The sequence below is a fragment of the Okeania hirsuta genome (genome assembly GCF_003838195.1).
Classification (GTDB): domain Bacteria; phylum Cyanobacteriota; class Cyanobacteriia; order Cyanobacteriales; family Microcoleaceae; genus Okeania; species Okeania hirsuta.
The window spans coordinates 1-5,911 of the sequence record NZ_RCBY01000339.1 but is presented as its reverse complement, the minus strand read 5'-3'; the positions used below and the strand labels follow the sequence as shown (position 1 = coordinate 5,911).

The window sequence follows — 5,911 nt, the reverse complement described above, 5'->3', positions numbered from 1 at the left end:
GAGGAAATATTGGAGAAAAGTAAAGACAATTTCAGTATTTATTTGATACCGTCGGTACTGTCAGTCCTTAAATTTTATTTATAACTGACCCGTCCGAACATGATATTAGAGCTGATTTATCACCATAAGTATTCAGCTTTTCAATATTTGTCGAACGCTTTAACTTTATGCTTTTTTTGCTTTATATAAGCCCTCGAAATATTTTGGAAAAATATCCACAAAAACTTAAAGATTCTAAAAATAATCCCTAATTTTCATAATTTATGTTTATAATAAAGCCATAAAAATATCTCGCTAACTTTAAGATAAATAATAGGTAAGATAATGACTTGTCATACCGCTAAAACTACAACAACAATCTCAAAATCTAAAGCAACAAAAAGAGTTGCTTTAATTGGGATGCCAAATACTGGAAAATCAACATTTTTTAATCGAATTACTGGAGTTTCTGCTCATGTGGGAAACTGGCCTGGAGTAACAGTCGATCTCTTGCAAGCTAACGTCAAAATAAATGGTGAAACTACTGAATTTGTAGACCTACCAGGAATTTATAACTTTAACGGTTTTTCCGAAGACGAAAAAGTTGTTCAAACATTCTTAGAAAATTATGCCATTGACTTAGTATTAGTTATTATTAATGCTGCACAAATTGACCGTCAAATTAGACTGCCATTACAGATAAAAGCCTTGGGTTTACCAGCAGTTTTGATGCTGAATATGTCAGATGAAGCAAAACAATATGGAATTAAAATAGATACAGAAGAATTATCAAAACGATTAGAAATGCCAGTGTTTCTAATTAGTGCTAAATATGGCAAAGGCTATATGAATGCATATATGGCAATTTCTGAAGAGTTAAAAAATGTAGAAAATTCCGTCAAATTAAATAATCTCACATCTTGGATAGAAGCACAGGAAGATATTTCTCTGAGTGATATAGATACAGTCTTAAATGGTGCTGTACTTATGCCTTCCCAAATAGCACAAAACTTCACAGCTCAAGTTGACAAAATACTCCTTCATCCTGTGTGGGGTTTACCCTTATTTTTCCTCGGAATGTTTCTAGTTTTTTGGGCAGTTTGGAACATCGGACTTCCCTCAATAGACCTGCTCGAAATAGTTGTTGAATGGGTACAGTCATCAATTGTTGAACCTCTAGCTCAACTTTTTCCAGAGATAGTTCAAGACTTTCTTATTAATGGAGTTTGGGCAGGGGTAACTACTGTTGCTTCTTTTGTGCCATTAATTATCGTATTTTTTATTATTATGGCAGTGCTAGAAGATAGTGGTTATCTATCACGTTCTGCCTATTTAATAGATGCCTTTATGGCAAAATTAGGTTTAGATGGACGTAGTTTTGTACTTCATATAATGGGGTTTGGTTGTAATGTACCAGCATTAATGGGAACTAGGGTAATGCGATCGCCTGCTTTGCGACTATTAACCATGTTAATCATTCCTTTTGGTTTATGTTCGGCACGACTGCAAGTATTTGTATTTATTATTGCTGCAGTATTTCCTAATGGTAATGGAGCGATAGTTTTATTCTCTCTATATATCCTCAGTTTTTTAGTAGCTATTATCACCGCAGCATTATTTCAAGGGGTATATAAAAATGAAGAACCTTTCATTCTAGAACTACCTCCTTATCGTTTACCTACATTAAAACAAGTTTTACTGAGAAGTTGGGGAGAAGTCAGAGAATTTTTAGTCAGAGCATCAGGCTTTATTACTGTTGGTTGTATTGCAGTTTGGGTACTTACAAGTTTACCACCAGGTGCAACAGGATTAGATACAATTGGCGGTAAAATTGGTCAATTTATGAGTCCAATCATGGACCCAATTGGGATTAATCCTTATTTAACATTATCCCTATTTTTTGGCTTTATTGCTAAAGAAATAGTAATTGGTTCTTTAGCTGTTATTTACAGTATGAGCGAACAGAATGTTAGTAGTAATATTGCTGAGACAGTTACTTTTATTCAAGGATACAGTTTCTGTATTTTTTGTTTGCTTTATACCCCATGTTTATCTACTTTAGCAACTATAGTTAAAGAAGCAAAATCATGGAAATTTTCTTTACTTTCTTTAGTATTTCCATTAGTTTTAGCTTGGGTTTCTAGTTTTATTTTCTATCAAGGAGCTTTGGCTTTAGGCTTCTGAAATAAATGTTAGGTGAAAATTAGTTTATATAGCAATCCTAAATGATTTGTGAGATTTTTATAATAGTTAAGATTGAGGAAAAACCTTGAAAATTCTGACTCGGTCCTCCTGACTCCTAACTACCACAAAAATATTACTATTGAAATAGGATTGCTATAGCTCTATCTTACACTTTTTGGTAAATGCTATATACAGCAGTTTCCTACTTTGTGCAGTACATATATTTATTTTTAGGGAATAGGGATTAGGGAGTGGGGAACAGGCAAAAAATATTCACTCTTAAGCTGTACCAAATTAATCACCGAATCTGCTGTAAGTTGTGGGAGTAAGTTAAAAACCTACTCCTACTTTTGCTTTTGTATAATACCTAATACCAAATTGATAAATGTTTGTTATACCAAATTCACGCAAAGGCAGTTACATCTTAATTTGTGATTTCTTCTTAAAAGAAAAAATTATAAATTCCATAAATTCTAAAATTTCCACCTTTTTTCCTCTTTAATATTTATGTTTTTCTTTCTCTGTTCCCAGCTCCGGTGTTCCCTGTTCCCTGTGTCCTCACGCTTTGCAATATTTTATGAAATTGGTATTACAAATAGCTAGGCTATTTTTTAGGAGTCAACGGAATTCAAAAGTCATGTATTCAAAAGTTAAAAGTTGAGACTAAGGTATAGCACTACGCACAATTTAAAACTCAAAACTCAAAAGTAATCCCTGACTGAGTTTGGGCATTTATAAATGTCCTAACCTTTGCTTCGACTGCTATAAGCATTCAGCCGTCAGCTATTATATCAAATCCGCTTAAACAGTTATAGATTGGTTAAGTCTTTAAGAGTCAGCTAGGGGAACCATCAGATTGGCGACGTACAGGAGGAGAGAGAATCACAAAGATGAGCGTATTTATGACGATTAGAGAATTTTTTTATGTCCAATTCCCCCGGATTTGATATTAGTCATAGCGCGATTAATTTATTGTCAGCCAGAAGTGGAATTAGTATTGATAGTATTGAGGGAGAATTAAAAGTATAAATAAAATAGATAAAAAGCTCAATTCCTAATCTTAGCAGTTATTGCCGTCATACCTGAGAGCTGACCAACGAGCTAGTTGTTAACTCCGCATTCCGCAGGAAATGCTTACAAACTAAGATTGTATGAATTGAAAACTTTATTTAAGTAAATTGGTATCAACAATTAAATCTTTCTCTCTAAGTAGAATGTAAATCCCTTGTTGATTCGCAAGGGGCAAATTTTGTTTTTTGTAGTTCTATGTTACATTTAGTATTAAAGCTTGAAATTATATTTTAGATATAATATAGTATTAAGATCTTGGAGAAGATAATAACAATCAATTAATAAAAAGTAATGATAATGAATTTATCGGATTTAAAAACAGGGCAAATAGCAATAGTCGATCGAATTATCAGCAGTGACGATACAAGAAGAATTGTTCAGAGACTAGAAGAAAAGGGAGTAGTTTCTAATAAACCAGTGCAAGTCTTGCGGGAAGCCAAATCTTCTAGTTCCTTGCATATTAGAGTCGGTTCAAGCCAAGAAATAAATATCCAACCTGAGGAAGCCGAAATGATAATTGTGAAAACAGATATTTCAGCTAAAGATATGAACCCTGACAGTACAACAGAATTAACTGAACAAGTTAAAACAGCATCATTAGTTTCATTAACTACTATTATTCTAGTTGTTATTTCTGGATTTTATCGCATCCTGATTACTAGAGATATCCATCAAGGAAATCAAGCCAAAGTTGTAACTAATGTTGTTTACAACTCAAGTTCAACAAAGACAAAAAATCAAAGATTAGAGACAGTAGATAAAAGTCAAGTTCAACCAACAATGGTCGGAAGTATTGAGACAGTAAATAAGAAATCTGAATTTCCAGAGAAGGCTGGAAAAAAAAATAATCAAAATACCAACAACCATGTAAAAGCAACAACTAATTCTCCACCCCAAAATATAGAGCCAATAGCTAAAAAGATTACCAACAAAACAGAGTTATTAGAATTAAAACAAAAACTATACAATACTATTGATCAAACCTGGAAAACCCCCATAAATATAACTTCAATATACCTAGTTAAAGTAGATAAAAATGGGGCGATCGCTGCTTACGAAGCGTTTAATCAAATAGCAACAGATAATCTGGAAAAAACACCTATACCCAGTCTAGTTAATTCTGACGCTACTACTCAAAAAGAATTACTCAAAACAGAGTGGGCTGAGTTTACAGTTTTATTTTATGATAATGGTATTTTAGAGGTGCAACCACAGTAATTTAACTTCCCTACTTTAGTTTCGCTGAACGTTTCATGTCTCGCAACTTTTTGTAGGAAAAGAGAAGGTATTTTGGCGTTGCTCAAATGTAATGGTAAGTAGCTGAAGGTAAAATTGAAAAACTTATGTTTTGCATTGATACTTAATCTAAAAATTATTACCGTTCAGCAACACCAAAAATTGAATATGGACATAAAATTAGACTATTTGTATGATTAGAAACAGTAGTTCTAATAACAGCTCAATAACTTATTGACGCTCTCACCGTTAAATCAAAAATTATAACGTGAGATTCTTGTCTCCCAGATTCGTAAGCTTGGTAACAAATCAAATAAATTGAGCTGTACCCCCGTCAGATCATCTCCACAAGCTTTCTTGCTCCGTCTTTACGCTGAGGAAATCTCAGCGCAGGCGGTGCACTTTTCTCTAATCATGCTGGATTAATTTGCAAGCGCTCAATTAACTTACTACTTTGAAATTCATAAGGTGCTGTCTGCGTGGGTTCCCCGCGCAATTTATACGCCCCGTCTCACCGTTAAATCAGCGCGATTATAACGGGAGTCCTCTTTCAAGATTTTTGATAGAATTACTTAACTATATTGCATAATTATCTAAAATAATAAATATGGATCAGTCAAAATGTATAGGCAAAGTCTATCTAGTAGGGGCAGGACCGGGAGACCCGGGACTACTGACACTCAAAGGCAAAGTGCTATTAGAACAAGCAGACGTCGTTATCTATGATGCTCTCGTCAGCTGTCCTATCCTTGCAATGATTAACCCCAATGCAGAAAAAATCAATGCAGGCAAACGTCGCGGTCGCCATTCCCTACCACAAACACAAACAACTCAACTGCTAATTCAAAAAGCTCAAACTCATGCAGTGGTAGTACGTTTGAAAGGAGGCGATCCCTTTGTTTTTGGTCGTGGTGGAGAAGAGATGGAAGACTTAATTCAAGCAGGAATACCTGTAGAAGTTGTTCCCGGTGTCACCTCTGGTATTTCTGCACCTGCTTATGCAGGTATTCCCCTTACCCACAGAAATTATAGTTCCTCAGTTACCTTTGTCACAGGTCACGAAGCAACAGGTAAATATCGAGCAAATGTAAACTGGCAAGCGATCGCCCAGGGTTCAGAAACCATCGTAATTTATATGGGAGTTCATAACTTACATAATATTATCGCAGAACTTATGGTCGCCGGATGTTCCCCAGAAAAACCCATTGCTTTAATTCAGTGGGGAACTCGTCTCGAGCAAAAAGAATTAATTGCTACTCTCGAAACTATTGTAGAACAAATTGAAGCAACTGGGTTTCAAGCACCAGCTATTGCAGTTATTGGTGATGTAGTTAATTTACATCAAATATTAGGTAGTTATCAGCATTATATCATGTGAGGAGTCATTTCAGTTATCAGTTATCAGTTATCAGTTATCAGTTATCAGTTATCAGTTATCAGT

The 5,911-nt window shown here is 34.6% G+C and carries 3 protein-coding genes; all 3 read left to right on the top strand.

Annotated features, from left to right (window positions below):
- Positions 1-324: 324 nt before the first annotated feature.
- The 3 genes from feoB (at position 325) to cobA (ending at position 5,848) form a co-directional block, all read left to right on the top strand.
- Positions 325-2,163: a ferrous iron transport protein B gene (feoB, locus tag D5R40_RS29660; RefSeq protein ID WP_124155634.1), complete on the top strand. Its 1,839-nt coding sequence runs from the start codon at positions 325-327 to the stop codon at positions 2,161-2,163.
- 1,368 nt (positions 2,164-3,531) lie between these two features.
- A complete protein-coding gene (locus D5R40_RS29655) occupies positions 3,532-4,452 on the top strand; it encodes a FeoA family protein (protein ID WP_124146478.1) in 921 nt (306 codons plus the stop codon).
- A 625-nt stretch (positions 4,453-5,077) separates the two neighbouring features.
- The gene (cobA, locus tag D5R40_RS29650) at positions 5,078-5,848 is read left to right on the top strand and encodes a uroporphyrinogen-III C-methyltransferase (RefSeq protein WP_124155633.1); all 771 of its coding nucleotides are present in this window, start codon (positions 5,078-5,080) and stop codon (positions 5,846-5,848) included.
- The last annotated feature ends 63 nt before the right edge of the window (positions 5,849-5,911 follow it).

Bases quoted from the DNA above. Each gene is read 5' to 3' on its own strand.
- feoB (WP_124155634.1), top strand. From the start codon at position 325: ATGACTTGTCATACCGCTAAAACTACAACAACAATCTCAAAATCTAAA.
- D5R40_RS29655 (WP_124146478.1), top strand. From the start codon at position 3,532: ATGAATTTATCGGATTTAAAAACAGGGCAAATAGCAATAGTCGATCGA.
- cobA (WP_124155633.1), top strand. From the start codon at position 5,078: ATGGATCAGTCAAAATGTATAGGCAAAGTCTATCTAGTAGGGGCAGGA.